Source organism: Candidatus Solirubrobacter pratensis (assembly GCF_000425945.1).
In the GTDB taxonomy this organism is placed as follows: Bacteria; Actinomycetota; Thermoleophilia; order Solirubrobacterales; family Solirubrobacteraceae; genus Solirubrobacter; species Solirubrobacter pratensis.
The window spans coordinates 106,705-131,635 of sequence record NZ_AUEK01000013.1; the positions used below are offsets into that span (position 1 = coordinate 106,705).

Below are 24,931 nucleotides of genomic sequence, written 5' to 3' on the forward strand. Positions count from 1 at the left end.
GCAGGGGATGCCTGCCACGGTCCAGGCCCGCACGCGCGTGCGCGAGCGCGCCTTCGTCCCCACCCTGCTGGCGATCGGCATGGTCGTCTCGGTCATCAGCTCGCTCGGCGCGCCGCTCATCCCGACGATCGCGCACGACATGCACGCGAGCCTGAGCGCGACGCAGTGGTCGCTGACCGCGACCCTGCTGGTCGGGGCGGTCGCCTCGCCGCTCGTCGGGCGCCTCGGCGACGGCCCGCACCGGCGCCGCGTGCTGCTCTGCTGCCTCGCGCTCGTGACGCTCGGCGGCGCGGTGGCCGCGCTGGCGGGCTCGCTGTCCGTCCTCGTCCTCGGCCGCGCGCTCCAAGGTGTGGGACTTGCCCTCATGCCGCTGACGATGGCCTCGGCGCGCGACCACCTGCCGCCCGAGCGCGCCGGCGGCGTCATCGCGCTGCTCTCGGTGATCGCAGCGGTCGGCGTGGGGCTCGGGTACCCGATCACCGGCTTCATCGCCGAGCACGCCGACGCGTCGGCGGCGTTCTGGTTCGGCGCGTTCGCCGGCGCAGCGGCGTTCGTCGTGGCGGCCGCGTTCGTCCCGGGGCCCTCGAGCACGGACCATCGCGCGGGGCTCGACGTCCGCGGCGCCGCGCTCGTGGGCGGCGGCGTGCTCGCGCTGCTGCTGGCGCTGGAGAAGGGCTCCGACTGGGGCTGGAGCGCGGCCTCCACGCTCGGCCTGCTCGTGCTCGCGGTCGTGCTGCTCGCGCTGTGGACGCTCAACGAGCTGCGCGTCGAGCACCCGCTCGTCGAGCTGCGGCTGGTCCGCCGGCGCGCGGTGTTGACCGCCAACGTCACCGGCCTGGTGCTCGGCATATCCATGTACTTGGGCATCTCACTGGTCACGCAGATCGTGCAGCTGCCGTCGGGCATGCACGAGACGGTCTTCGTCGCGGGACTGACGCTGCTGCCGCTCTCGGCGCTGTCGACGGCCTCCAGCCGCCTGCTGCCGCGCGTGCGCGCGCACACCGGCGCGCGCGCCACCATCCCGATCGGCGCCACGGTCATCGCGGTGGCGATGCTGTTCTTCGCGCTGACCGGCGACGCGCTGTGGCAGGCGTTCGTGATGATGGGCCTCGTCGGCCTCGGCCTGGGCTTCACGTTCGCCGCGATGCCCGGCCTCATCGTCGGATCGGTGCCGCGGCACGAGACCAGCAGCGCGATGAGCTTCTACCAGGTCACGCGCTACGTCGGGTTCTCTGTCGGCAGCGGGCTGGCGGTGACGCTGCTGCGCGCGTTCGACGGCGATGCCGCGGTGCCGACCACCAGCGCCTATGACAAGACGTTCGCGGTCGGCGGCGCGCTCTGCCTCGCGGCGGCGGCGGTGGCGTGGATGCTGCCCGGCGGCGCGCTGCCAAGCGCCCCCGCAGGCGCGGGCGACGAGCGCGCGGTCGAGGAGGGCGAGCTCGCCGCCGCGGGCCTGCCGCTGCTCGAAGACGACTGACGATCGGCCCCTCGGCGGCCCGGACGCCGACGCGCGGCGCCCGGGGCCGTGCGCGATCAGATCGCGCAGTCCGAGCCGTGGCCCTCCCCGGCCACCCACCGAACCGCGCCGACGAGCTGCCGCACGAGCTCGTTGTCGCCGCCGTTCTCCGTGTACGAGCCGCCGAAGTGACCCATGCCGGTCACCCAGGTCCGGCCGTCGCGGTAGCGCCTCGCCACCCCGGTGCCGTCCAGCACCAGGCCGTCATAGCGCTTGCACCAGGTGATCGGATGGTCCGCGCCCATCGCGTTCGCGCCGGGGTCGTAGGACGACTCGTCGAGCGTGAGCAGCACGTGGTGGCTGTCGCGCACGCTGCGGGCGAAGTTGTAGTGCTCGTCTCCGAAGCCGTAGACGGGCGGCAGCGTGAACGTGGAGAGGTGGTCGGCATCTTCGACGTGGACGTCGGCGACGTTGTTGCGGTCCGTGCGCGCGTGGCCGCGCATGAGGGTGCCGACGACCGACTGCTCGCCGCCGTCCCACCAATCCCAGCTGACGACGCCCGCGCCCATGTCGGTCGCGTTGTGGTTGGCGGCGATGCCACCGCCCTTCTGGACGAAGCGGATGATCGCGGCGCGCTCCGGCTCATCCCACAGCGGACCGACCTTGCCGCCGCCCGCCCAGGAGGAGGAGGCATTGAAGAACAGCAGCGCGTCGTAGCGCTTCAGGTTGCGGTCGGTGAACACCCGCGGATTCGCCGTCGGATGGTCGCAATTGCCGGGGTTGCCGCCGTTGTCGGTGCAGTCCTCCCAGTCGACCGCGTAGCCCGCCTCCTCGAGGGCGGCCTGCACCACCGGCCGGCCATTGTCGATCGCGTCCGCGTGCCGGTACCCGGTCGTGCCGGTGTAGAGCAGGACACGCGGCGGCTTCTCCTTCGCGGCGGCTGGGACTACGCCGATCGCCAGGCCCGTCCCCAATGCGGCCGTCGCGGCGCCCGTGAGCAAGCGCTTCCTCATGGTCGTTGCCTCCCGTGGGTGTTTGCGTCGACACGGCGGCGACGTCGCGATTCGGCCCTTGCCGTATTCGCTCGGAACGCAAAAGTCCGCCAGATCAGCCGCGTGTCGTTGCACGCTTATACCACGAGATCGACAGAAGTCCGGGTACCAGCTCAGACAACCGACCCGACCGGCCGAGCGCCGGCCGACCGCTGAGGTAGGGTGCCCGGCTGAACCATCCGCGGGGGGAGGGGAGAGCTGTGATTTCCGTCAAGGCGGGGCTTGTCGCGGCGTCGACGGCGATGGCGTGCGTCGTCGCCGCGCAACCGGCGAGCGCGCAACTGTCGGCGCCGCCGGCGCCGATCCAGTCCTATGCCGGCGATCCCGGCCGGCCGGGCGATCCGGCGAGCTGGCGCACGCCGGAGTTCCTACGGGACAACGGCATGCTGTCGATCGGAGCGGAGTTCGCCTACGCCGCCGGTTACTCCGGCAGCGGGATGAACATCGGCATCGTCGACTCCGGCGTCTTCGCCGGGCACGTGCGCGAGCACGGCAGCCTGGCGACGGACTACGCCGTCGGGGACCGGTACTTCTCGGTCGAGGCCCAAGGCGGTGAGACGGGCCCGACGCCGGGGTTCTACGACCCGGCGTTCAATGACCTGCACGGGACCCACGTGAGCGGGACCGTGGGCGCCAGCCGCGACGGCGTCGGCGAGACGACGCCCGCGGGGCCGGAGGCCAACATGCACGGCGTCGCCTTCAACAGCGACGTCTTCGTCGGCAACACCCACAAGACCGACGGCGTGTTCTACGGCCTGCTGCCGGCGACCGCGACGCTCGCCCAGACGCCGGACAACGCGTACCTGGAGAACGTCTATCGCGCCGTCAACGCGGCGAAGACGGAGAACGGCAGGCCGATCCGGCTCATCACGAGCAGCTGGGGCAGCCAGCCGGCGACGGAGAACTACAACACCTACGATCCGCCGCCCGGCGCTCCGGACGGCTTCGGCTTGAACACGGCGTGGCGCTTCCTGTCCACGCCCGACGGCGTCGCCGATCCGAACGGCAAGACCGAGCATTGGCTCAACGGCGCGATCGAGGTCGCGCGCACCGGCACCATCCTCCAGTTCACGGCCGGCAACAGCGGCTACGCGAATCCGACGCCGCGCGGCGCCGCGCCGTACTTCCTGCCCGACCTCGAAGGCCGCTGGTACACGACGTCGGGCATCAACCCCAACATCGGGCGGACGTTCAACCCCGACGGATCGGTCCTCGTCCCGGGGACACAGGAGTTCAATCAGTGTGGCGTCGCGAAGTGGTCGTGCGTGACCGCGCCGAGCCGGGGGATCAACAGCACCACGGTGCAGCTCGTCGGCGGCTTGCCGCAGCCGCGCTACGGGAGCGCGTCCGGCACGTCGATGGCCGGCCCGCACTCGGCGGCCGCGCTGACGCTGGTCATGCAGCGCTTCCCGTACATGACCAACGAGCAGGCGCTCTACACGATGTTCACCACCGGCCGGCAGAACGCCACGGTCAGCGACGCGTCCGGCGCCGCCGTCCCGAATCCCACGGCCGGCCAGATCGTGCAGGTGCCCGACCGGCGCAACGGCTGGCACACGCCCAGCCTGCGCGAGGCCGTCAGGGGCCCGGGGCAGCTGCTCGGGCCGTTCGACGTCGACACGCGCGGCTACAGCGACGTGTGGTCGAACGACATCTCCGACGTCGCGATCCGCGGGCGGCGTCAGGAGGACGCCGGCGAAGCGGCCGCCTGGCTGGAGACCGAGCGCGCGAAGGGCTGGACGCAGGGGCTGCCGCCGGACGCGAGCGACGTCGACAAGTCCGACTACGCCATCGGTACACGCCGGGCGAAGGCGCGCGACGCGCGCGTGTACGAGGGCAGCCTCACCAAGCGAGGCGAGGGAACGCTGTTCCTCACCGGCAAGGACGGCTGGCACGGTGAGACCCGCGTGCTCGGCGGCAAGCTCTCGGTCGTGGGCACCCACGCCAGCCCGATCGAGGTGTCGGGCGGGACGCTGGGCGGCAGCGGCGAGGTGGGCGACGACATCGTCGTCGCGGGCGGCGTGCTGCAGCCCGGGCTCGCGCCCGGGGAAGCGGCGCGCATCACCGACGTCCAGGTCGCCCCGGGCAACGTCCTGACGACCGGCGGGAAGGTGGTCGTCGCCAAGCGTGGCCGCGTTGCCGTGACGATCAGAGGCGACCGCGACTACACCAGCGTGCAGGCCGCCGGCGATCTGGCGCTCGACGGCGACCTCACGCTGGACGTGCGGGGGCCGGTGCAGCCGGGCGCCGTGCTGACGATCATGCGCGGCGGCGCGATCTCGGGTCGCTTCGAGGGGATGCCCGAAGGGCGCGTGGTGCGCGCGGGCGGCCACCTGCTCAGGGTCTCCTACCGGAACCGGAGCGTGAGCCTGACCGTGATGCGGTGACCGCGCCCGCGGCCGGCATCGTGCTGCGCCACGCTACGCCGGTCGTTCAATACATGTAAATGCAGATCCGCTTTATGAGAACGCGCGCCCTGCCTCATTGAATCTCCGCCCGCGCCCTGCCAGGGTGCCGCCCGTTTGGGTCAAGGGCTGCATGCCCGCGAGGGTCTTACGGAGGGGTCTATGGAGGGTTTGAAGGTGCGCGCCGGAGGCGTCGCACTCGTTTCGGTCGCACTGGCGGGGCTGGCCGCGAGTTCCGCGCTGGCCTCGCCGGAAGTGACCGTCGGGTCGCTCAGCTCGCTCGAGGCGGGCGCGAAGGCCGGGACGCTGCGCGGCGAGGTCGTCAACCGCACCGGCCACGCGGTCCATGCCGGGGTCACGGTTCGGATCCAGCGCTACGGCGGCTCCGCGAAGCTCGTCGGCAACACCGCGGTGCGGGTGCCCGCCAACGCCTCGGCGCCGTACAACGTCGCGGTCGAGCTCCCGCGGAGCCTGAGCCGCGGCAACTACTACCTGGCGGCGTGCACGCCGTCCGGGACCGGCGCCGGCGACCTCGGCTGCGCGACCTCTGAGAAGGACATCCGGATCAAGGGCGGCACGCCGGTCCGCGGCACGGCCGTTCAGCTGCCCAAGGCGGTCCCGCACACGAGCGCCAAGGCCGCGCAGGCCGACTCCTGCAGCTCCGGCGCGCACACGCTCGCCCCGCCCGGCGACCGCGTCTACCCCGATATCGGCAACGGCGGCTACGCCAGTACCCACAGCGACGTCTACATCGACTACGACGCGATCGCCAACCAGTTCTTGCCGGGCACGCACGTCGACCTCCAGCAGCGCTCGACGCAGTGCCTGACCGACTTCAGCCTCGACTTCGATCGCCACAACTCGGTCACCAGCACCACGGTCCCCGGTCCCGACTTCACCGTGCAGTCGGTCACGGTCGACGGCGGGCCGGCGACGTTCAAGTTCGTGCAGCCGACGTATCCGGGCGATCCCAACGGCCAGGACGATCCCGACCCGCTCGCGCACCGCACGGGCCTGACGACCCCGATCAACGCCGACAACCCGAACCCGCCGGCCTGCCCGCCGACGTCCACGGCGGCCGCGGCGCAGAACCTGCCGTGCGGGGACACCAAGCTCGTGATCACGCCCGCCGCGCCGATCCCGGCCGGCGCCGACTTCACCGTGACGGTCAACTACACCGGCCGCCCGGGCGTGCGCCCCTCGCCCACCGGCACCGAGGGCTGGTTCCGCAACGCCACGCCCGGCGCCGAGGGCGCCATGGTCACCTCCGAGCCGACGGGCACCGAGGCCTGGATCCCGCTCAACAACCACCCGTCGGTCAAGCCCACCTACGACATCTACGACACGGTCACGAAGGGCAAGGTGGCGATCGGCCCCGGCCGGTTGGTCGGCTCCGGCGACAACGCGCCGGACGCGAACTTCCCTGACGGCTCGACGAGCTATCACTGGAAGTCCTCGGAGCCGATCGCGAACTACCTGGTCGAGAACAGCGTCGGCAACTTCGACTACTCGTTCCGCGACGGCGCCAACGACGTCGTCTACTTCGAGGCCCAGGACTCGGCCATCGACCCCGCGCGCAAAGCGCTCAACAAGGTCGCGATGGACCAGCAGGAAGCCATCACCCACTTCCAGGAGCAGTTCAGCGGGCCGTTCCCGTTCAACTCCAACGGCATCGTCGTCGCCCTGCCGCGCGCGAGCTTCGAGGAGGAGATGCAGACCAAGATCGTGTTCGTGGGCGGCACCATCGGTGGCGCCCAGGGCACGAACGTGAGCACGTTCGCGCACGAGAACATGCACCAGTGGTGGGGCGACAACGTGGCCGAGGGCGCGCCCAAGCTCATGTGGTTCAAGGAGGGCCAGGCGACGACCGCCGAGTACTACAACACCGCGCTCGCGGCGGCGAACGCGGCCGGCGGCCAGGGCACCGCGGCCGGCGACGCCGCGTTCGAGGCCAGCCTCGTGAGCCGCTTCAACACCAACTACAACTCGACGTCGACGACGTTCTGGAACACCGCCCCGTCGAACCCGACGTCGGCGAGCATGAACGGCAACTCGAACGCCTACGTGCGCCCGGGCACGGCGTACCTCGCCTTGCGCGCGATCCTCGGCAAGGACCACTACAACGCCGCGCTGCATCACATCCAGGACGCCTACCGCGGCGGCTCGATCACCGAGGCGCAACTGGAGTCCGAGTTCCACAAGTACCTGCCGAACCAGTCGCCCGCCTGCCACAACAAGCTCGACGAGTTCTTCAAGCAGTGGTGGGACACGCCGTACACGGGCTCGCCGGCGGCCGGCAACCGGCCGCAGATCACCGGCCCGGGCCTGGCCGGCGGCGGCTTCTATGACGCCAACGGCGGCTGCGCGCCCTACGGCGTCGACGTCCCGGCCGCGGTGGGCGGGAACGTGCCCGCCCAGCTGAGCCTGACGCTCGGCACCGCGGCCTCGTTCGGCGCGTTCACGCCGGGCGCGGCCAAGGACTACATCGGCTCGACGACCGCCGGCGTCGTCTCCACCGCCGGCGACGCGGCCCTCTCGGTCACGGACGCCGGCAGCACGGCGCCGGGCCACCTGGTGAACGGCGCCTTCTCGCTCCCGACGGCGCTGAAGGCCTCGGCCGCCAGCCCCGCCGGCACGAGCAACGGCGGCGGCTCGGTCAGCGGCTCGCCGCTGAGCCTGGTGACGTGGGCGGCCCCGGTGTCCAACGACGCGGTGGCGATCGACTTCACCCAGTCGATCGGATCCACCGACCCGCTGCGCACCGGCAGCTACAGCACGACGCTCACCTTCACGCTGTCCACGACGACGCCCTAGGCGCATCCCCGGGGCCTGCCGCGCTGGCGGGCCCCGGCGATATCGCGTCTCTGGTCGCGCCGGCTCGACGTCGCGCGAGGCGGTACCTTCCGACCGCGGTGTTCGTCCTGGTGCTCACGTACGTCAAGCCCCTCCCAGAGGTCGACGCGCTGATGCGCGAGCACGTCGCGTGGCTGGACGAGCACTACGAGGCCGGCCGCTTCCTCGTCTCCGGGCGTCGGATTCCGCGCACGGGCGGCGTCATCCTGGCGCGCGGCGACGATCGGGAGGAGATCGAGGCGCTCGCGGCGAGCGACCCGTTCGTCAGCGGCGGCGTGGCGACGTGCGAGGTCATCCAGTTCCGCGCATCGCAGACCGCCGCGGGACTCGACCCGCTGCTCTGAAGTTGCGGGCCGTGATGCAGGCGCTCGCCGCGAATCAGCCTCCGGGCGGCTGAGTCGAGCTCGCCGCCGCCCCGTCCCGCGTACGGCCGTCGAGGCGGCGGCCGGTGGGCCGGATCTCGCCGGATCCGCGGGCGACGAGGGTCGCCGGGAGGATCACCTGGCGGGAAGGGCTGCGCTCGCCGTCGAGGCGGGCGAAGAGGAGCTCGGCGGCGGCGCGGCCGACGGCGGCCGGGTCCTGCGCGACGACGGACAGTGCGGGGCTCACGACGTCGGCGAGCGCGACGTCGTCGAAGCCGACGACCGCGATCGAATCCTGCACCCCGAGGGCGTGCAGCGCGCGCACCGCTTCGATCGTGATCAGGTTCTGACTCGTGAACAGCGCCGTCGGAGGGGCGGGCCCCAGGACGAGCTCGCGCGTCGCTTCGAACGCCTCGTCGGCGCGGACCAGCGGCTGGCGGATCAGGGCCGGATCGCCGCCGATCCCGTGGCGCGAGAGCGCTTCGCGGTAGCCGCGCAGCCGTTCGACGGCGGTGTGGATCTCCGGCCGGTCGCCGAGGAACCCGATCCTGACGTGGCCGCCGGCGACCAGATGCGAGACGGCCGCGTCGGCGCCGCCGGCGTTGTCGGTCACGACCGCGTCGGCGTCGATGAACCGCGGCGGGCGGTCGACGAAGACGAGCGCGACGCCCGCTCGCTGATCGCGGGCGAGGTAACTCTGGTCGCCGCCGGTCGGCGCGATGATCAACCCGTCGACGCCGCGGGCCAGGAACGCTTGGGCGAGCTTTCGCTCACGCGTGGGATCCTCGTCCGAGCTGCCGGCGAACACGAGCATGCCGCGACGCTCCGCGACGTCCTCGACGCTCCGGAGCAGCGCGGAGAAGAACGGGTTGGCGACGTCCTCGAGCAGCAGGGCGATCGTCGCCGACGCGCGGTCGGAACGGCGAAGCGTGCTGGCCGTCAGATCGCGGCGATAGTCGAGCAGCCGGACCGCCTCGCGCACCCGGCGGGCCAGCTCGGCTTGCACCTCGACTCCGTTGACGACGCGGGAGACCGTGCTGAGGCTGACGCCGGCGACCGCGGCGACCTCGCGCATCGTCGAGCGGCGCGCGGGCCCGCGCTCGCGGACGGTCATCGAACGTTCCCTGTGAACGTTCTCACGTCGGGAACGTTACGGCGAGCGTCAAGCGGCGTAAGCCGAGGCGTGGTGCGATGCGCTTGCCAAATCCCAGAGGCAGCGATAGCCTCGAAACGTTCGCTTAGGGACGTTCCTGAGTGAAGCCTTCTGGGAGGAGGGATCGATGATCCATGTTGAGCGCCTTCGGCACGTCGCGACTCGGGCGGTCGCGCTCGCGGTAGCCGTCGGGCTGGTCGTCGCCGGAGTCTCGGCCTGCGGGAGCAGCAGCGAATCGTCCGGCAACGGCGGTGGCGGCGGCGGCGGCGACATCACCGTCGGCCTGATCACGAAGACCGACACCAATCCCTTCTTCGTGAAGATGAAGGCCGGGGCCCAGAAGGCCGCCACGAAGGCGCGCGTCAAGTTGATGACCGCGGCCGGCAAGTACGACGGCGACAACGCGAGCCAGGTCACCGCGATCAACAACATGATCGCCGCCGGCGCAAAGGGCATCCTGCTGGTCCCGAGCGACACCAAGGCAATCGTGCCGACCGTGGAGAAGGCGCGCAAGCAGGGCGTCAAGGTCATCACCCTCGACACGCCGCTCGAGCCGCAGACCGCGGCCGACGCGCTGTTCGCGACCAACAACTTCACCGCCGGCAAGCTGATCGGCCAGTACGCCAAGGCGGCCATGAAGGGCAAGAAGCCGACGATCGCGATGATGGACCTCAACCCGGGGATCACGGTCGGCGACCTGCGCCACAACGGCTTCCTCTCGGGTCTGGGGATCCCGAAGAACTCGCCCGACATCGTCTGCAGCCAGTACACGCAGGGCGACCAGGCCAAGGGGCAGGCGGCGATGGAGAACTGCCTGCAGAAGGACCCGAACATCAACCTCGTGTACTCGATCAACGAGCCGTCGGGGCTCGGCGCGTACAACGCGCTGCAGAAGGCGGGCAAGGCGAACGGCGTCCTGCTCGTCTCGGTCGACGGCGGATGCACCGGGGTGAAGGGCGTCAAGGACGGCAAGATCGCCGCCACCTCGCAGCAGTATCCGCTGAAGATGGCGAGCGAGGGCGTGCAGGCGATCGTCGACTCGGTGCGCAACAGCGCGAAGGTCTCGGGGTATCACGACACCGGCGTGAACCTGATCACGGCGAAGCCGATGGCGGGAGTCCCCAGCAAGGACGTGCAGTTCGGCATCGCGAACTGCTGGGGCTGATCGGTCGAGCGCAATGACCCTCCCCTTCCCCTTCCAGGCCGGATGACCGGCGTCGTCACGGACGCGCAGGAGTCCCGGGCGCAGGAGCGTCGCCCGGGACTCCTGGTCCGAGCCCGCGCGGTGTCGGTCGCGGGGCCGCTGCTCGCGCTGGCGATCGCGATCGCGTTCTTCTCGATCAAGTCCGACCGCTTCCTGTCCGGCGCGAACCTCTCCCTGATCGCCCAGCAGGTGATGGTGGTCGGCACCTTGGCGATCGGCCAGACGCTGATCATCCTGACCGCGGGCATCGACCTGTCATGCGGCGCGGTCATGGCGCTCTCGTCGATCTTCATGACCAAGCTGGCGGTCGACGGCGGCGTGGCGCCGCTGCTGGCGATCGCCATCGGCCTGCTGGTCGCCACCGGGTTCGGCGTCCTCAACGGCGGGCTGGTGACCCGGCTGCAACTGCCGCCGTTCATCGTCACCCTCGGCACGCTGAACATCGCGTTCGCGCTGACGCACATCTACTCGAAGGATCAGACCATCAGCAACGTGCCGAGCGCGATCACGTGGATGGGCACGACGTTCGACGTCGGCAACACCGCCGTCGCTTATGGCTCGGTGCTCATGCTCGTGCTGTTCGCCGTCGTCTTCTTCATCCTGCGCCAGACCGCGGGCGGCCGGCACGTGTACGCGATCGGCGACAACGCCGAGGCGGCGCGCCTCACCGGCATCCACACGAACCGGGTGCTGCTCGCGGTCTACGCGTCCGCCGGGCTGCTGTACGGCATCGCGGCGCTGCTGTTGATCGGGTACACGAACGTCGGCGACCCGCAGGCCGGACAGACCGACAACCTGGACTCCATCACCGCCGTGGTGATCGGTGGCACGAGCCTCTTCGGGGGCCGCGGCAGCGTGGTCGGGACGCTGATCGGCGCGCTGATCGTCGGCGTGATCCGCAACGGACTCCAGCTCATCGGCGTCGCGTCCATCTACCAGGTGCTGATCACCGGCGTCCTGGTGATCGTGGCCGTCGCCGTCGACCAGCTCGCGCGCAGGAGGCAGCGATGACGGCGGCACCGGTCACGACTCTCGTCCTCGAGGCCAGCGGGCTCGTGAAGCGCTACGGGCACGTCACCGCCCTGGACGGCGCCGACTTCGAGCTGCGGCCCAACGAGGTGCTGGCCGTCATCGGCGACAACGGCGCCGGCAAGTCGACGCTGATCAAGGCGCTCTCCGGCGCGATCGTGCCCGACGGCGGCGAGATCCGGCTCGACGGTCAGCGGGTGCACTTCCACTCGCCGCTGGACGCCCGGCGGCACGGAGTCGAGACCGTCTACCAGGACCTCGCCGTGGCCCCCGCCATGGACATCGCCGAGAACGTCTTCCTGGGACGCGAGATCCGCCGCCGTGGAGTCCTTGGGTCGGTCCTGCGCATGGTCGACAAGCGCGCCATGGCCGAGACCGCCCGATCGGCGATGGCAGAGCTCAACATCGGCGTCGGCTCGATGCGCCAGCCCGTCGAGACGCTGTCGGGCGGCCAGCGCCAAGGCGTCGCCGTCGCACGCAGCGCGGCCTTCGCACGCCACGTCATCATCCTGGACGAGCCGACCGCGGCCCTGGGCGTCAAGGAGTCGCGACAGGTGCTCGACCTCATCCGCCGCGTGCGCGACCGTGGACTGCCCGTGATCCTGATCAGCCACGACATGCCGCAGGTGTGGGAGGTCGCCGATCGCATCCACGTCCAGCGGCTGGGCAGGCGGATCGCCGTGATCGACCCCCGGCAGGTCAGCTCCTCCGACGGCGTGGCGATCATGACCGGCGCGCTCGACCCGGCGAAGGTGCCCTCGGCGGTGACCTGAACGCTGTGCGCTCCCGCGGGGCCGCGGTCACGCCCGGCACCCGGTCCTGCTGGGCGATAGGAGGTGGATGTCGTTTCACCCCGTTGGGGTCCGGGGGGCCTCGCGGGGCCCGCCATCGTGGACGGCATGACATGGAGATGCGTGCTCGCCGTGGCGGTCGCGATGCCGGCCCTGCCGGCCGTCGCGGCGGCCTCCGATACGACCATCGCGACGACCGCGCGCGCGACGCCCCTCGCCGCGGACGCCGGCCGTCTGCTCTACAGCGCCTGGGACGGCTCCGCCTACCGTCTCACGCTGCTCGCCGGCGGCGGCACCAGCCGGACCCTGCCGGTCGCCGGTCAGGCGCAGCCGTTCCGGGCCGACATCGGCCCAGGCCCTGACGGGCACGAGCTGGCGGTCTACCCGCGCTGCGAGTCCGCGAGCACGGGCTGCGATCTGTACGCGTTCGACTTCACGACCGGGATCGAGCGCCGGCTCGCGAACGCCGACAGCCCGAGCGACGACGAGATCGCCGGCGCCGTCTGGCGCGGGACGCTGGTGTTCTCGCGCGTGTACCGCTCGCGGCACCGCGGGTTCATCTACCAGCGCCCGCTGGCCGGCGGCGGCAGGTCGCGCCGCGTGTCGGCGTTGACCGCGCTCACGCTCGATCTGCGCGGGACGCGCGTGCCGTTCTCGCGCTCGCTGGAATGGAGCAACGAGCCGTGGCTGGCCGGCAGCGCCGGCGCGCCGTCGCGGCGCCTGGCGACCGTGCCGGGCAGCGGCGCGGCCGTCGACTTCTTGACCGACGTCAACCCGACCGCCTACGGCAGCTCGATCTACTGGCTGCTGGTGAGCTCGGGCGACGACGACTACAGCGAGATCCACCGCTTCAACCGCACCCGGGGGCGAGACGAGCGGGTCCCGACGCGGATCCCCGCCGTGGCGGGCGGTTTCGCGTACGACGCCGGCGTGGCCTACTACGCGGCTCCCGTCCAGGGCACGGCCTGTCCCCCCGATCGCGACTGCACGACGACGATCCACCGCGTCGACGGACTCACGTTCGAGCCCGCGCCGCCGATCCGCCTGCGCTAGACGCACCAAGTCGCCGCGCCCGCCCGGCACGGCAGGCGGTTGTCCGCTTGACCGGAGGCGTCCCGATCGCTTTGCCTCTCAGGGCCGGCGACGCCTAGCTCGCGTCGTCGGCCGTTTGTTCACAGCGGCGCGGCTCGACGGAGCTGCCGGATCCTCGTGACGGTGAAGACGAGGACGAGCGGGGCGGCGGCGATGACGAGCAGGACGACGCCGTCGCCCGCACCCGGGGCGCCGAGCCCGACGGCGCTGAGCGGCACGGCGCCCGCGATCGCGACGCGCGGGTCCGTGGGCAGCATCGCGACGGCGTAGACGACGACGAGGATCGCCGCGACCGCCACGACCGCCAGCAGCAGCGGCGACTGCTCGTACTTCGGAGGACCCAGGGTCGCGACGAGCGTCGCGGGGATCACGAGCCACGCGAGCCCGCGCAGGTCGAGCTCACGCTTCCGCGGGGCGATCACAAGCGCCGCGAAGCAGACGATGGAGGGCAGCGACACGGCCAGCACCGCGAGCTTCAGCGTCGGGTGATGGTCGAACAGCGCGGGAAGCCGGGCCGCGGTCCAGACCAGCGCCGCGGCGCCGGCGACACGATCGTGCCCGACCAGCGCAAGCGCGAGCGCGATGCCGAGCAGCACGAGCGAGGCCGGCGCCAGCAGCGGATCCTGCATGCCGCGCACGGTCTGCGAGAGCAGCGTGCTCAGGTCGAGCGTCATCAGCCACACGCCGGCCAGGCAGAGCCCGTCGGCGATCACGCGCCGGCTGCCCGTCCTCGCCGTGCGCGTCGCGCGCGCCCGCAGGCCCAGCCGCACGAGATCGGCGAGCTCGCGGCCGAACCGCCGCCGCGAGCCCTCGGCGACTTCGAGCGCCGTCGCGGTCATCTCGGCGCCCAACTCATGTCGCAGCTGCGGCGGATAGGTCAGCAGCGCCACCTGTACGACGCGGTCGCGGCTCATTGCGCCACCGCCGTCGCGCGCAGCCGGCGCGACACGGTGCGCGCCGCTCGCTCCAGCCGCCGGGTCTCGGCCTCGAGCTCGCGGCGTCCTTCCGGCGTGAGGGAGTAGTCGCGACGCTCGCGGCCGCCTTCCCGGTAGGGGTCGCCGGCGACGACCAGCCCCTCGGCGATCGCCCGCTCGAGCAGCGCATACAGCGTGCCGGTGGAGGGACGGACCTCCCCGTTCGAGAGCTCTGCGGCGCGTTGCACGATCGCATAGCCGTGCAATGGTCCGTCGATCAGCGTCGCCAGCGCGATGTAGCTCGGCATTCGGAACTCCATGACCGCCACCATATATCGATCATCGACATGTCGGTACTCGACATACGGCTAGACCGCACCCGCCCGCCCGGCGGCTAGCGATACTGCCCCGGCATGGAGGACCGCCGCAAGCGAAGCCGGTCGGGGCAGGTGCGCGACTCACTCGTGTGGGGCGCGCTGCTCGGCGCCGCGGCGGGCGCGGTGCTCGGGCATGACGTCCATGGCGTCGGCGCGGCGGCCGGCGCCGCGGCGGGAGCCGTCGTCTACGCGCCTGCCGAGGCGATCATGCGCTTGCGACTCGGGCCGGCCGACGCGCCGCCGCTGCCGCAGCGCATCCTCGGGAGCGCGCTCGCCATGTCGCTGGTCGGCGCGCTCCTCGGCTTGCTGTTCGATTCACCGCCGGTCGTCGGGATCCTGTCCGGCGCGCTGCTCGGTCTGATCGGGCTGCGGCCTTTGAAGGTGGCGCTCGGCGTCGCGGTCGGCGCGATGGTCGGCGCCGTCCTGCACGACGCGGGGCCGGCGCTGGTGGCAGCCGCGGTGACGATCGTCTACCGCGCGATCGCCGCAGTCGCGTACCGCAACCGGCCGTTGGTGCGGGTGATGGCGCAGGAGGTCCCGGCGGCGGAGCTGCGTTACGTGGTGCCATTCGAGGCGCGCTCGAAGTACGTCGGCGCCGACTACGTGGAGCAGCTCGCCGAGGTGCGCGGTGGGACTTTCCGCCGCAATCCGCCCGACGTCGGGATCCTCGCTTCGCTGGACGCTCTGGATGGGCCGCAGTTCGATGCGCGGCTCGTACACCCTCTGATCCGCGAGTTCTACGAGCACACGAGCCGGTTCAAGCTGACGATCGTCCCCGAGTGGCGGCCGTGGATGAAGCCCGTCTACGAGCTGTTCAAGCGCTTCGTCGCGCAGCCGCTCGGGCAGGCGGCGATCCCGTCCAACATCGAGGAGGCGCAGCGCGGGATGGTGAGCACGATCGACACGATCGACCTCGACGATGACGACGAGATCGACATCCGCGGCTGGATCCGGACGTTCGCGGACTCAGGCCGACCGATCTATGTCGGCATTTACACCAGCTTCCGGCACGAGGGCCGCGGCTACGTGAGCGTCGGCTTCCCGATCCCGAGCTCGAACTTCACCGCCACGTTGGAGCCGCACAACGCCGACGGGGACGGCCTGGTGCTGGGGTCGCGCTCTGCGCTCCCGTTCCCGGGCCACTACCTCAGCTCGATCGACTCCGAGCGTGACGCCCTGACCGTGCTCAAGCTGCTCGCGTTCCACGAGCGGATCGAGGTTTTCGTCGTCGACGGAGAGCTCAGGACCGACCACAGCTTCTCGCTCGCCGGCCGGCGCTTCCTGACGCTGCACTACTTCATCGAGCGCCTCGCGCCACCGGCTCCGACGAGCGTCCCGAGGCATTGAAGCGGTTCACGATCGGCGGGTGCGACGAGGAGCCGCTTCCAGGCCGGCGACGTCGGCATCCGGAGACACCGGGTCGTCCGGCCGCACGGAAGCGCTCGCGCGCCGCGCGGACCGCCGCATCATCGGCCACGCGAAATCCGAAGTGATTCGTGCGCCGAAGGACCGATCGGCTAATGATCAGGGATCGTGGCGACTGCCTCGATCTCGACGAGAGCGCCGGGTCGTGCCGGTGTGACAGCAAGGACGGTGACGGCGGTGCGGCGGTCGCCCCATACCGAACGGGTTGCGGCATAGGCCGATCCGGGGTCCACTCCGGCGGCGAGATAGATCGTCAGCTTGGCAACATGCTCGGGGCCAGTCCCGGCCTCAGCGAGCACGGCGAGCACGTTGCGCATGGCCTGCTCGGTCTGCGCTTCGAGTCCGTCGAGCAGAGCGCCGGTGTTGTCCGTTCCGTTCTGCCCGCCGACGTATAGCGTCGGCCCGGCGGGAATGATCATGCCTTGCGCGAAGGCGGGGCTGCGATACAGCTGTGGGGGGTCGACCGGCGTGGGGTGAGTGGTCACGGTGGTGTCCCTTCCTGAGGATGTCCCGCTCGCCGTGGAACGTCGTGGTGGCGGTCTGGTGATCAGTGAGCGGCCGCGAGGCTAGCGGCCGGCTCGGTCGTGGTGGTCCTGGCTGCGGCTCGTTCGGCGGCGACGTGGCGCTCGAGATGACGGCTTGCTTCTCCGCTGTTGACGGAAGCGACGGCGGGGTACTGCCTACACGAGTGGACTGCGTTCGTGCGAGCGGTCGGCGAAGGGAAGACGCCTGCGTCATCGGGCGGGACGCCCGCGCGCCGCTCATGATCGGCCTGGCGGCTTGGCGCTCGTTGCGCGAGGGGCGCGCCGTGCCCACCGAGGAGATCGTCACGGCATGAGGGTGCTGGTCACCGGTGGCTCGGGCTTCGTCGGCTCCAACATCGTCGAGGTCCTCGATCACCACGACGCCGAGGTGCTCGCGCCCGGCCGCGCCGAGCTCGACGTCACCGACGCGGTGGCCGTCAACCGCTACGTCGAGGCCACGCGCCCGGATGCCATCGTCCACGCCGCGATCTGGAACGACCCGGCCGGCCTCCTCACCGACCGCCGACGAGCGTGGGAAGCGTACGTCGGCGCCACGCGCGCAGTCGTGGACGCGGCCAACCGCGCGGGCGCGCACGTCGTCCTGGTGTCCACCGACTGGGTCTTCGACGGCACCCAAGGCCCCGCTCCCGAGAACGAGTCCCCCAACCCGGTCAACACCTACGGCTTCCTGAAGGCGGCGTCGGAGCTCGTCGTCGCCGAGCGCGCGGAGCGCGGAACGATCGCCCGCATCGCCGCCGTCCAAGGCATCCATCGCGCGCACCCATCGACGCCGCGCGCACAGGACGCAGGCTTCGGCTATCTCGCCGCGTCCGTCGCCGACGCGCTGGCCGCCGGCCGTCGCTTCAAGGTCTGGGACGGCCCGGGCCTCAACCGCCTCGCCACCCCCGTGCTGGCCACGGACGCGGCCGAGTTCATCTTCCGAGCGCTCGAACAGGCCGCGACGGGCACGCTGCACTGTGTCGGCGGCGAGCACGTCGATCGCGTGACGCTCGCGCGTCGCAGCGCACAGGCATTCGGCTTTGACCCCGAGCGGATCGACGTCGTCGATCCCGACCCTGCGATCGTCGGTACGCAACCCGTGCCCGTCGACACGCGACTCGACGCGACGGCGACAGCGACGCAGCTCGGCCTCGAGCTCCCAGACCTCGGCACCACGCTGCAGCGTCTGCGTCTCCAGCTGCAGGCGATCCAGTCATAGACGCCGCGCCGCACTCGTGGCGGCAGCGGGTGCTTGTCGCGCGGGCGATCCTGCAGGACGCCGATGCGATTTCGAACAGGCGACCTGCCCGTCGGCGCCGCCGCCGCCGTCTTCGGCGTACTAGCCGCCGTCTCGCCGCGCGTTCTCGAGCATCGCCGTCAAACCGCTCACCGGCCCCAGGTGCGCGAGCTTGTCGGGGTTGACCACCGAGCGGATGGACTGAATCCGGTCCTCGGCGATCCCGAGCGACCAGACGCCGATCAGCCCGCCGTCCGCGCCGGTGATCACCGCGCCGGGGTGGCCGTTGACCTTGGCCCGCCGGAACTCGATGCCTCCCGCGCGACCGCCCAGCGCGATCCAGCCGGCAAGCGTGTGGGCCACTCGGCGCCTGCCGTATAGGGCGCGGGCGAGCGCGGGCACTCGACCGCCGCCGTCGCCGTGCAGCTCGACGTCCTCTGCGAGCAGGGACTCGAGCCTCTCCAGATCGCCGTCCCCGGCGGCGGCGAAGAAGCGCTCGGCCAGCTCCTCACGGCGCCGGCGGGAAGGCTCGTAGCGCGGCCTGCGGTCGGCCAAGTGAAGGCGCGCGCGTGTGGCGATCTGGCGCGTGGCCGCCTCGCTCTTGCCGACGATCGCCGCGATCCGGTCGTATGGGTAGTCGAACACGTCGCGCAGCAGGAACACTGCCCGCTGCTCCGGCGAGAGGCTCTCCAGCAGCACCAGGAAAGCCAGCGACAGCGAGTCGGCCATCTCCGCGTGGCGAGACGGGTCATCCTCATCCGAGGTGATGAGCGGCTCGGGCAGCCACTCCCCGACGTAGGTCTCGCGGCGCACGCGCGCCGAGCGCAGGTGGTCGATCGCCAGGCGGGTGACGATCGTGGACAGGTAGGCCTTCGGCGATCCGAGCGGCTCACCGTCTTCGAGCGCTCGGTGAAGGCGCAGGAGCCCCTCCTGGACGAGATCCTCGGCCTCGCTCACGCTGCCGAGCATGCGGTAGGCGATCCCGAAGGCGCCGGGCCTCAGCTCCTGGTAGAGCTCCTGCGCCGCCACGGTCACTTCATCCCCGTCGCGAAGCCCTCGCGCCAGCTCGCGTAGCGCGGCGCCCAGCCCAGCTCCCGCTTGGCCTTGGCGTTCGACGCGCCGCGGGCCTCGGTCATCATCACCGTCGCGAACTCGCCGGCGAACAGGCGGCCCAGCCAGCGGGGAACGCGCCGCGGGGCGGACCCGCCCCACGCCGCCGCGGCGGCGGGCAGCCACTCCGCGACGGCCGCCGGCTCGTCATCCACGACGTTGTAGACGCCGCGTCCGCGGCCCTCGATTGCGCTTACCGTCGCCTCGGCGGCGTCCTCGATGTGGATGAAGGACCAGACCCCGCCGGCGTCCCCGACGAGCGGGAGCTTGCGCTTGCGGACGGCCTCCACCATCGTGCCCTCCGGCCCGAAGCTGACGTTGGTGCCGGGTCCGTAGAAGCCACCGTAGCGGAGCACGACGCCCTCGGTCCAGGTCGCCCCGGTCACCGCCCGCTCGAGATGCACGATGGCCTCGAGCGTCGTGCGGATCGCACTCGGAGGGTTCGCATCCACGGGGTCCTGCTCGGTCTTCACCGGGCCGCCGACGCGGGCGAACACCGCCGGGGCGTAGCTCTGCGCCACGAAGCGGCGCACGCCCACGGCGCGGGCGGCGGCCAGCAGGTGATCGGTGCCTTCGGTGCGCAACCGGTTGGTCTGGGCGAAGTCACGCGCGAAGTGACGCATGTCGAGCGCGTGCGGGATCGCCGTCAGCTGGTGCACGATCACCTCGGGCTCGGCCCGAGCCACGGCGTCGGCCACCGACTCGGGGTCGAGCGCGTCGGCGACCACCGGCCGCCCGCCCAGCTCCTGAACCAGCTGCCGCTTGGACTCGCTGCGGGTCATCCCGGTCACCTCGTGCCCGCGTTCGACGAGCCGGGGAACCAGCTGGCGGCCAAGTGCGCCTGTTGCTCCTGCGAGGAAGATCTTCATCGTCGTGTCCTTTCGGGTCTCTTGCGAGGACAGACGAGATGGCCCACCGCGCTGTGACAGCCGCCGTGCGACGAAGGAAACCACCGAGCAGCGTGCCGCCGCCGGCCGGACTCTCGATCTCGAGCCCCCCGAGCGCCATCAGCCGGTCGGCGACCCCCACCAGGCCGTGCCCGCCCGGATCGGCGCGTCCGATCCCGTCGTCGCGAACGGTGGCGTAGAGCATCCCGTCCTCCACGGTTGCCGTGACCTCGGCGTGGCCGGCATGGGCGTGCTTGACCACGTTGGTGAGCGCCTCGGCCACGAAGAAGTACGCGCTCGCCTCGATCTCGTCCCCGAACCGCACGCTCGGAATATCGACGTGAACCGGCAGGTCGAGCCGGCTGCCGGGCACCCGAAGCGATCGCCGTGATCGAGCGGGCCGCCGCAGAGCGCCAGCTCAGACCCGGCCGGCTCACGCTCGCGACCGACAACGGCTAGAGCAGTTGCGCGATGTGGCCGGACTCGATGTGGACGATCGGGTTGGCCGTCGGCCTGCGCGAAGCGATCGAGCCGGTGATTGACGGCGTCAGGCTGGTCGACCACCTGAAAATGGGCAATGGCGAGATCGAACACCGCGGCCTGACCTCGATCACCGGCGCGCGCTGGATCACTTGCACGCCATCGCCGCGATAGGTCGGAAAGGCAGCCGTCCAAGTTGGGGGGTGCACCTGCGGCGATGACGGGTGCGGTGGTGTGACGGTCACCAGCTCGGCGGACGACGACAGTCCTCATCTGCACCGCAGGTCGAGGGTGAACGTCATCCGTGGATGCGCTCGCCGCGGCGCAGCATGTCGAGGTACTTGGCGACTCGTCTGGCGCGGGTCTCGAGTCGCTTGGCGTCGTTGATCCGCCAGACGATCGAGTAGCGGTTCTGCGCGTCGAGCTCGGCGAACGCGGCGGCAGCCTTCGGGTCGCGGTCGAGCTCCTGCGCCAGGTCGTCAGGGATCGCGGCGCTCCGTTGCCCTTCGTAGGCGGCGGCCCAGCGGCCGTCCGTGCGTGCGCGGTCGACCTCGGTGAGCCCGGCAGGACGCATCCGGCCGGCAGCGATGAGCTGCTCGGCCTTGTCGCGGTTGATCTTCGACCACCGGCTGCGCGTTGAGCGCGGCGTGAAGCCCTGCAGCCAGCGATCGTCGTCGCCGCGCCGCTTCTGCCCGTCGATCCACCCAAAGCAGAGCGCGACCTCGATCGCCTCGGCGTAGGTGACCGAGCGATCGCGCGAGCCCTTCTTGGCGATCTCAAGCCAGATGCCAGGGCTGCCGTCGTGGTTGGCGTCGAGCCACGCCTCGAGATCGGGTGCGCTACCGAATCGGAGCACCGGCTCCGGGGCGCTGCGCGGAGTCGTCACGTGATCCACCAGTCCGCGACCATCTCGCCGTCGCCGGGTGAGTGCGACCCGAAGGCGAGGACCTCGAGCCCGTCCGGGCCCGCCTCGAGTTCGCGGGCTGAGGCCGGCGCGACCCGCACCGCGTCCAGCGGCCGCAGCTCGAACAGCTCGTCGTCGACCTTGAGGCGGCCGCTGCCGGACACGGCGACGTAGATCTCTTCGGCCACCGTGTGGCGGTGCGCCCATCCCTGCCGGCGGCCGGAACGCAGCCGGTAGTGCGTCAGCCCCGTCTGCACCGCGCCGAGGTGCTCGCGGATGTAGCGCGCCTCGCCGACGTCGTCGAGGTCGTAGCGCTCGAGAAGCTGGGTGTCCTTGGAGAGGTCGGGCGCGTCGAGAATCGAGAACCCGGTCGCGCCCGTCGACCCCCGCAGCATGCGCGCGCCGCCGAGCGGCTCGCCGTCGGCAACCTCGGGAGGTCCGTCTAGGAGACCCATGACCTGCGCGGCGTTCCTCTCCACGCCAGGCAGGTTGAACGCCGCGTCGTAGTGCTCGCGGCTCGCCCACATCTCGGTGACGCGGATCATGTCGGCGTCGTCCAGGTCGCGCTGCACGAGCCACAGCTCGCACCCGGGCACATCGGCCATCAGTGACGCGGCGTGCAGGAGCCGCTCGGCGAGTTGCGCGCCCCGCCCGTCCCGGGCACGAAACGTTGCGGTGCGTGTCATCGGCGTCATCGAAGTCATTGGCCGCACCGTAAGCGCGGCCGCCGGCCGCGTCTTGGAAAAATCCGCCCGTGCCCACAACCTCCACGGACAACCACGGGCTCCTGCGGCCATGGGAGCACGGTCGCTCATTTCATCTCGAGGGCCTCCCGCCGTCGCCACAGCTCGAGCGCGTCGTCGACCGACACTGGATCGTCCGCTGGGACCTCCGCGGCCGTGAGCCCTTCCAGCAGGAGGTCCTCCCCCATCCCTCCGTGAACCTCGTGATCGAACCCCACGGCTCGTGGGTGTGGGGCGTGCCGACCACGCGCGACGTCCGCCTGCTACGGGGCGAGGGCTGGGCAATTGGCACGAAGTTCAAGCCCGGCGCCTTCACCGCCTTGACCGGCATCGAGGCCTCCAGCATCACCGATGGCCGCGTCTCGCTCAAAGCCGCCTTCGGGAATGACCTGAACCAGTGCGAATTCGACGCCGCCCCCGGCGCGCTGTACGCGGTCGTCGCCGAGATCGAAGCGCGCCTAGCACCGCGCGCCCACGTCGACGACCCGTACGCAGCGCTCGTCGCCGATGTCATCCAAAGCATGCGTCACGTCGGGCCCGACGCTCGCGTCGAGCACCTCGCCGCCATGCACCACGTCGCGTCGCGCACCCTGCAGCGCCTCTTCCGGCGCTACGTCGGCGTGGGGCCCAAGTGGGTCCTCAAGCGCCTCCGTATCCACCAGGCGGCCGAACAGCTCACCGCAACGAGTCCCCCGCGATGGACCGAGCTCGCACTCGACCTCGGCTACTACGACCACGCGCACTTCATCCGCGACTTCCGGCTCGTCGTCGGACGCTCACCGGCCGAATACGCCGCCGAGGCGGCCCGGGCACGCGAGGACCAGAACGCGGCTTCTGGGTACGGAAGCGCGTCGCGCTCCGCGTAGCCGTCCGGTCCGGTCGTACGCGATGGCCCGCGCAGGATGCGGGCGGGAAGCACGGAAGATCAGGCGTCGGTGCGGTGCTGGTCGCCGCGCTCAGCGAGATCGGCCGGCCGCGGGACCGCCGCGTCTCGTCCGGCGCGAAGGCCGTTCAGGGGGCTGGTGCCGACGCCCGTACGCAAACGCGACAAGCCACTCCGTGCGCGCGCCGCCTGGGATCACGTCGTCGGCGTCGGCCCGTGCCATGTCTGCGGAACGCGCGCAGATCGAGCGGGATATCCGGTCGATCGTCGCCAATCCGGTCCGTCCGAGTCGGCCTGCGCGACCGGCTCCGCCCGCGTTTCGCCCGCTGGAGAATAGAGGTCCGGGCAATGGACGCAAACGGACCCAAACCGCACACATGGCAATGTGCAGGGATTTCAGCGCCCCCGGCAGGATTCGAACCTGCGACCTGCGGATTAGAAGAACGACGAAAACTCGTCCCGTACGGCCAGTTGCGGCTTGCTGGGCTCAGTAAGCCGGGACGAGCCCGTCGAATCCAGCCGGTTGGGAGTAGCTGGAGAGTAGAAACGCACCGTCGCGGCGCCGGCGGCTGCGTTGGGCGGCGATCTTTTCGGGTTTCGACTAATCCGCTGTGGCGCGACCTGCCGGGCGATTGCCGATCCGACACGGCGCGGGATCGCCGACCTGCTCGCCGGCGGTCCCGCGCACGGCCGGGAGCTCGCCACTTCGTTTGCGAGCTGCGAATCGACGGTTCCAGCATTTCCGCAACCTGCACGAGGCTTGGGTTTCGGCGGCAAGCCAGCATGTCGGCACCATGGTCGTCAGTCGTTCCGAGGATGAGAGCCGGCGAATTCCTTCGATTCGCATGTTGCGGCGCCGGCGCCACGGGCAGGCTGCTTCCTGTGGGCTTGCGCTTCGGGTTGCGGCCGCCGGACCGTTAGGAGGAGTGATATCGATGGCATCGAACGACAGCAGCCGCGTCTGGTTCATCACCGGCGCGGCCTCGGGCATTGGTCGAACGCTCGCGGAGCGCGCGCTGAGCGGCGGCGACCGGGTCGTCGCGACCTGTCGGGACGTGCGGGCCGTGCGGGGGCTCGAACATCGTCATCCGGGGCGCGTGGTCGTGCGCCCGCTGGACGTCACCGACGCGGCCCAGGCGCAGCACGCGGTCCGGCGCGCCGTCGCGAGCTTCGGGCGCATCGACGTCGTCGTCAGCAACGCCGGAGTGGGCCTGTTCGGTGCGTTAGAGGACTTGAGCGACGATCAGCTTCATCAGGGCTTCGAGACCAACGTGTTCGGCGCCATGAACACGATTCGCGCCGCGCTGCCTCAGCTGCGTGCGCAGCGTTCGGGCTTGATCGTTCAGATCTCCTCGCTCGAGGGTGTTGCGCCTGCGGTCGCCGGCGAGTCGGCGTACGCGGCGACCAAGTTCGCCGTCGAGGGACTGTGCGAAGGACTCCGTCATGACGTCGAACATCTGGGGATCAGGGTCACGCTCGTCGAGCCCGGGCCGACCCGCACGGAGTTCGGCGAGCGGGCGGTGATCACGCCGCCGACGGGTGACCACTACCAGGAGAGCGTGGGCCGGGCGCTTACGTGGTTCGCCGAGCTGGCGGGCAGCCAGCCGAACGACCCGGAGCGTGTCGCGGCGGCGATCGTGGCGATCGCCGATGACCCGACGCCGCCGCTTCGGCTTGCGCTGGGCGTCGAAGCGGTCAACGCGATCCACGACAAGCTCGCCGCCCAAGCACGCGAGCTCGACCGATGGGACGATCTGAGCCGGTCCACGGCCGTGGTCGCCTGAGCCACGCGTCGCCGCTCGTCGCTCGCATCGTGAAGAACGCCAGCCGACGCCTGCCGTGAACGGCTCTGATGCTTGCCCGCCCGCCGATCCTGTGCGCCTCGGTCGCCGGGTGCGCAGCCGTTACTCCGAGCCGTTCGCGACCTGTCAGCACTGGTAGGGTCGGCCGATCCGAGCCGAGAGTTGCGCGTCGGCCCGCATAGCTCGCGCGACGTTTCCTGGGGATCGCTCAAGTCGCTGCGTGGTGCCAGGTCGGACGCGCGACCTGG

At 71.1% G+C, this 24,931-nt stretch carries 23 protein-coding genes; 14 read left to right on the plus strand and 9 right to left on the minus strand.

Annotated elements, in window-relative coordinates; all coding sequences use genetic code 11:
- Positions 1-7: 7 nt before the first annotated feature.
- On the plus strand, positions 8-1,477 hold the full coding sequence (locus H958_RS38990; protein ID WP_156028102.1) for an MFS transporter: 1,470 nt from the start codon (positions 8-10) through the stop codon (positions 1,475-1,477).
- Positions 1,478-1,533: 56 nt separating this feature from the next.
- On the opposite strand, the gene H958_RS0120165 is transcribed toward H958_RS38990, so the two are convergent.
- Positions 1,534-2,469: a ThuA domain-containing protein gene (locus H958_RS0120165; protein WP_028059976.1), complete on the minus strand. Its 936-nt coding sequence runs from the start codon at positions 2,467-2,469 to the stop codon at positions 1,534-1,536.
- 239 nt (positions 2,470-2,708) lie between these two features.
- Between H958_RS0120165 and H958_RS38995 the strand changes: the two genes are divergently transcribed.
- The 3 genes from H958_RS38995 (at position 2,709) to H958_RS0120180 (ending at position 8,110) form a co-directional block, all read left to right on the plus strand.
- Positions 2,709-4,895 (plus strand): S8 family peptidase, encoded by a 2,187-nt coding sequence (locus tag H958_RS38995; protein WP_156028103.1) that lies wholly within the window; start codon positions 2,709-2,711, stop codon positions 4,893-4,895.
- Positions 4,896-5,075: 180 nt separating this feature from the next.
- A complete protein-coding gene (locus tag H958_RS0120175; protein ID WP_081686092.1) occupies positions 5,076-7,727 on the plus strand; it encodes a M1 family aminopeptidase in 2,652 nt (883 codons plus the stop codon).
- 98 nt (positions 7,728-7,825) lie between these two features.
- Complete coding sequence (locus tag H958_RS0120180; protein ID WP_028059978.1) at positions 7,826-8,110, plus strand: YciI family protein; 285 nt, start codon at positions 7,826-7,828, stop codon at positions 8,108-8,110.
- A gap of 34 nt (positions 8,111-8,144) precedes the next feature.
- Here H958_RS0120180 and H958_RS39000 read toward each other — a convergent pair whose 3' ends face one another.
- On the minus strand, positions 8,145-9,242 hold the full coding sequence (locus H958_RS39000) for a LacI family DNA-binding transcriptional regulator (protein ID WP_081686093.1): 1,098 nt from the start codon (positions 9,240-9,242) through the stop codon (positions 8,145-8,147).
- Positions 9,243-9,408: 166 nt separating this feature from the next.
- Between H958_RS39000 and H958_RS0120190 the strand changes: the two genes are divergently transcribed.
- The 4 genes from H958_RS0120190 (at position 9,409) to H958_RS0120205 (ending at position 13,358) form a co-directional block, all read left to right on the plus strand.
- Positions 9,409-10,446 carry a sugar ABC transporter substrate-binding protein gene (locus H958_RS0120190; RefSeq protein WP_028059979.1) on the plus strand — a complete coding sequence of 346 codons (1,038 nt, stop codon included), beginning with the start codon at positions 9,409-9,411 and terminating at the stop codon, positions 10,444-10,446.
- 42 nt (positions 10,447-10,488) lie between these two features.
- The gene (locus H958_RS0120195) at positions 10,489-11,496 is read left to right on the plus strand and encodes an ABC transporter permease (RefSeq protein WP_028059980.1); all 1,008 of its coding nucleotides are present in this window, start codon (positions 10,489-10,491) and stop codon (positions 11,494-11,496) included.
- Positions 11,493-12,287, plus strand: coding sequence for an ATP-binding cassette domain-containing protein (locus H958_RS0120200; protein WP_028059981.1), 795 nt, complete (start codon positions 11,493-11,495; stop codon positions 12,285-12,287). Before H958_RS0120195 ends, H958_RS0120200 begins: the two co-directional genes overlap by 4 nt.
- Before the next feature lie 126 nt (positions 12,288-12,413).
- On the plus strand, positions 12,414-13,358 hold the full coding sequence (locus H958_RS0120205; RefSeq protein WP_156028104.1) for a hypothetical protein: 945 nt from the start codon (positions 12,414-12,416) through the stop codon (positions 13,356-13,358).
- A 119-nt stretch (positions 13,359-13,477) separates the two neighbouring features.
- On the opposite strand, the gene H958_RS0120210 is transcribed toward H958_RS0120205, so the two are convergent.
- Together H958_RS0120210 and H958_RS0120215 are read right to left on the minus strand one after the other, a co-directional pair.
- Entirely contained in the window at positions 13,478-14,311 is an 834-nt protein-coding gene (locus tag H958_RS0120210; RefSeq protein ID WP_028059983.1) for a hypothetical protein, read from the minus strand.
- Entirely contained in the window at positions 14,308-14,631 is a 324-nt protein-coding gene (locus H958_RS0120215) for a PadR family transcriptional regulator (RefSeq protein WP_196807465.1), read from the minus strand. Before H958_RS0120215 ends, H958_RS0120210 begins: the two co-directional genes overlap by 4 nt.
- A 93-nt stretch (positions 14,632-14,724) precedes the next feature.
- Between H958_RS0120215 and H958_RS0120220 the strand changes: the two genes are divergently transcribed.
- The gene (locus H958_RS0120220; protein WP_028059985.1) at positions 14,725-16,035 is read left to right on the plus strand and encodes a DUF456 domain-containing protein; all 1,311 of its coding nucleotides are present in this window, start codon (positions 14,725-14,727) and stop codon (positions 16,033-16,035) included.
- Positions 16,036-16,205: 170 nt separating this feature from the next.
- Here H958_RS0120220 and H958_RS0120225 read toward each other — a convergent pair whose 3' ends face one another.
- Entirely contained in the window at positions 16,206-16,598 is a 393-nt protein-coding gene (locus tag H958_RS0120225; RefSeq protein ID WP_028059986.1) for a RidA family protein, read from the minus strand.
- A gap of 349 nt (positions 16,599-16,947) precedes the next feature.
- Here H958_RS0120225 and H958_RS43750 point away from each other — a divergent pair, with 349 nt between their 5' ends.
- Complete coding sequence (locus H958_RS43750) at positions 16,948-17,856, plus strand: SDR family oxidoreductase (RefSeq protein WP_081686094.1); 909 nt, start codon at positions 16,948-16,950, stop codon at positions 17,854-17,856.
- 120 nt (positions 17,857-17,976) lie between these two features.
- Here the strand turns inward: H958_RS43750 and H958_RS0120240 are convergent, their stop codons facing one another.
- Both H958_RS0120240 and H958_RS0120245 read right to left on the minus strand, forming a co-directional pair.
- Complete coding sequence (locus tag H958_RS0120240; protein WP_028059988.1) at positions 17,977-18,903, minus strand: RNA polymerase sigma-70 factor; 927 nt, start codon at positions 18,901-18,903, stop codon at positions 17,977-17,979.
- Positions 18,904-18,905: 2 nt separating this feature from the next.
- On the minus strand, positions 18,906-19,853 hold the full coding sequence (locus H958_RS0120245; RefSeq protein WP_028059989.1) for an NAD-dependent epimerase/dehydratase family protein: 948 nt from the start codon (positions 19,851-19,853) through the stop codon (positions 18,906-18,908).
- Positions 19,854-19,857: 4 nt separating this feature from the next.
- Between H958_RS0120245 and H958_RS46510 the strand changes: the two genes are divergently transcribed.
- On the plus strand, positions 19,858-20,262 hold the full coding sequence (locus H958_RS46510) for a hypothetical protein (protein ID WP_156028105.1): 405 nt from the start codon (positions 19,858-19,860) through the stop codon (positions 20,260-20,262).
- An 80-nt stretch (positions 20,263-20,342) separates the two neighbouring features.
- On the plus strand, positions 20,343-20,525 hold the full coding sequence (locus tag H958_RS0120250; protein ID WP_028059990.1) for a hypothetical protein: 183 nt from the start codon (positions 20,343-20,345) through the stop codon (positions 20,523-20,525).
- A gap of 124 nt (positions 20,526-20,649) precedes the next feature.
- Here H958_RS0120250 and H958_RS0120255 read toward each other — a convergent pair whose 3' ends face one another.
- Entirely contained in the window at positions 20,650-21,237 is a 588-nt protein-coding gene (locus H958_RS0120255) for a YdeI/OmpD-associated family protein (protein WP_028059991.1), read from the minus strand.
- A complete protein-coding gene (locus H958_RS48345; RefSeq protein ID WP_231379319.1) occupies positions 21,234-21,941 on the minus strand; it encodes an antibiotic biosynthesis monooxygenase in 708 nt (235 codons plus the stop codon). The genes H958_RS0120255 and H958_RS48345 overlap by 4 nt, the downstream gene beginning before the upstream one ends.
- Before the next feature lie 68 nt (positions 21,942-22,009).
- Between H958_RS48345 and H958_RS39015 the strand changes: the two genes are divergently transcribed.
- Entirely contained in the window at positions 22,010-22,864 is an 855-nt protein-coding gene (locus H958_RS39015; RefSeq protein ID WP_196807467.1) for a helix-turn-helix domain-containing protein, read from the plus strand.
- 811 nt (positions 22,865-23,675) lie between these two features.
- Positions 23,676-24,665 (plus strand): SDR family NAD(P)-dependent oxidoreductase, encoded by a 990-nt coding sequence (locus H958_RS0120275; RefSeq protein WP_196807468.1) that lies wholly within the window; start codon positions 23,676-23,678, stop codon positions 24,663-24,665.
- Positions 24,666-24,931 lie beyond the last annotated feature (266 nt).

Bases quoted from the DNA above. Each gene is read 5' to 3' on its own strand.
- H958_RS38990 (WP_156028102.1), top strand. From the start codon at position 8: ATGCCTGCCACGGTCCAGGCCCGCACGCGCGTGCGCGAGCGCGCCTTC.
- H958_RS0120165 (WP_028059976.1), bottom strand. From the start codon at position 2,469: ATGAGGAAGCGCTTGCTCACGGGCGCCGCGACGGCCGCATTGGGGACG.
- H958_RS0120175 (WP_081686092.1), top strand. From the start codon at position 5,076: ATGGAGGGTTTGAAGGTGCGCGCCGGAGGCGTCGCACTCGTTTCGGTC.
- H958_RS39000 (WP_081686093.1), bottom strand. From the start codon at position 9,242: ATGACCGTCCGCGAGCGCGGGCCCGCGCGCCGCTCGACGATGCGCGAG.
- H958_RS0120190 (WP_028059979.1), top strand. From the start codon at position 9,409: ATGATCCATGTTGAGCGCCTTCGGCACGTCGCGACTCGGGCGGTCGCG.
- H958_RS0120195 (WP_028059980.1), top strand. From the start codon at position 10,489: ATGACCGGCGTCGTCACGGACGCGCAGGAGTCCCGGGCGCAGGAGCGT.
- H958_RS0120200 (WP_028059981.1), top strand. From the start codon at position 11,493: ATGACGGCGGCACCGGTCACGACTCTCGTCCTCGAGGCCAGCGGGCTC.
- H958_RS0120205 (WP_156028104.1), top strand. From the start codon at position 12,414: ATGACATGGAGATGCGTGCTCGCCGTGGCGGTCGCGATGCCGGCCCTG.
- H958_RS0120210 (WP_028059983.1), bottom strand. From the start codon at position 14,311: ATGAGCCGCGACCGCGTCGTACAGGTGGCGCTGCTGACCTATCCGCCG.
- H958_RS0120215 (WP_196807465.1), bottom strand. From the start codon at position 14,631: ATGGAGTTCCGAATGCCGAGCTACATCGCGCTGGCGACGCTGATCGAC.
- H958_RS0120220 (WP_028059985.1), top strand. From the start codon at position 14,725: ATGGAGGACCGCCGCAAGCGAAGCCGGTCGGGGCAGGTGCGCGACTCA.
- H958_RS43750 (WP_081686094.1), top strand. From the start codon at position 16,948: ATGAGGGTGCTGGTCACCGGTGGCTCGGGCTTCGTCGGCTCCAACATC.
- H958_RS0120245 (WP_028059989.1), bottom strand. From the start codon at position 19,853: ATGAAGATCTTCCTCGCAGGAGCAACAGGCGCACTTGGCCGCCAGCTG.
- H958_RS0120250 (WP_028059990.1), top strand. From the start codon at position 20,343: ATGTGGCCGGACTCGATGTGGACGATCGGGTTGGCCGTCGGCCTGCGC.
- H958_RS48345 (WP_231379319.1), bottom strand. From the start codon at position 21,941: ATGACACGCACCGCAACGTTTCGTGCCCGGGACGGGCGGGGCGCGCAA.
- H958_RS0120275 (WP_196807468.1), top strand. From the start codon at position 23,676: ATGGTCGTCAGTCGTTCCGAGGATGAGAGCCGGCGAATTCCTTCGATT.